2 protein-coding genes and 1 pseudogene are annotated in these 1,250 nt (G+C 73.4%); all 3 read right to left on the bottom strand.

Going from position 1 to position 1,250, the window contains the following annotated elements; genetic code table 11:
* Window positions 1-40 precede the first annotated feature (40 nt).
* Window positions 41-709, bottom strand: coding sequence for an alpha/beta fold hydrolase (locus ACWEBX_RS41010; RefSeq protein WP_451889762.1), 669 nt, complete (start codon window positions 707-709; stop codon window positions 41-43).
* 29 nt (window positions 710-738) lie between these two features.
* A complete protein-coding gene (locus ACWEBX_RS41015; protein ID WP_451889763.1) occupies window positions 739-864 on the bottom strand; it encodes a hypothetical protein in 126 nt (41 codons plus the stop codon).
* 76 nt (window positions 865-940) lie between these two features.
* Window positions 941-1,250 (bottom strand): annotated as a pseudogene (locus tag ACWEBX_RS41020) (hypothetical protein); the annotation flags it as partial.

The raw sequence follows: 1,250 nt of genomic DNA on the forward strand, positions 1-1,250 counted from the left end.
GGGCCCGGCGGCCCTGGTCCGCGGCGGGTCCGAGGACCGCTCAAGTCAGCCGTTCGACCAGCCTGTCGACGAGCTCGGGCGGGTGGGAGAGCGCCGCCAGGTGTCCGCCGGGGATGGTCTCGGCCTCGATCCCCAGGCGGTCGCGGGCCACTCGGCGCTGGAAGTCCACGGGGAAGAAGCGGTCCCCGGTCGCGGCGAGCACCCGCGTGGTGGTGCCGGGCCATCGCTCGATGGCGCAGGGCTGGTTGAAGGTGATGTCGGCCTCCGGCCGCTGATGGCCCGCTCCGGCGGCGGCGACCTCGGCCGGGACGTCGTGGAGGAAGTAGGTGTCCAGGTCGAACTCGGTTCCGTAGCCGCCTGCTTCGGCGGCCGCCAGGCGGGCCGGCTCCGAACCGGTGTTGCCCCACCACTGCCCGGGCGTCTCGCCCGGCAGCGGCACCATCGCGTTGACGAGCACCAGCAGCCCGACCGGAACACGGGCGCATACCATCGGCGCCGTGAAGCCGCCCAGCGACTGCGCGACCAGCACCGTGTCGGCGCGGCCGCCGATCGCCGCGACCACGGCGTCGGTGTACTCGGGCAGCCCCGCGGACTCGTCGTCGCCGGGCAGATCGACCGCGACAGCCTCGTGCCCCCTCGCCCGTAGTTCGGACACCACGGGATGCCAGTACCAGGCCGAACCCCCGGCCCCGGGAATCAAGACAAACACCCTCGTCCTCGCCTCCGTCCGTTTCACCCTCACGCTGCAGACCGCCGGGAGCGACGAAAGTCATCGGTGACGGCCTGGCGGCCTTCGTGATCGATGTTCCATCCGGACGGCAGCACCGCGTCGCGGAACACGCGGACGAAGTCGCCCTTCCGCACGACATCGACCTCCTGACGCGCCACACGAGGCCGGGACACCGCCTGGTGCGTGAGCCCGCCGCCGGGTCTGTCCGCGTCAGCCGGTCGCTGCCGCCGGTGTTCCGGGTGTGAGGACCGGTGGGGGTCCGAACAGTGCGCTGAGTACGGTGAGTTGGGTGTCGATCGCTTCGAGCGCGGTCAGGGCGGTGGGGACGGAACGGTCGGGTGGTGTGGTCGGCCCGGGTGGGGTGAGTTGGTCCTGCGGGGGTCCTTCCGGGGTGGGGGGCGGGGCCGGGCGGCGGCCGATCGCGCGGCGTACGGTGAGTGCGTGCGTCGCGATCTGAGCGCGCCGCCGGGTCACGGCGGGGTCGGCGGTCAGCGCGTCAGGGGCCCGTCCGGCGGCGTCG

Source organism: Streptomyces sp. NPDC005070, from assembly GCF_053600395.1.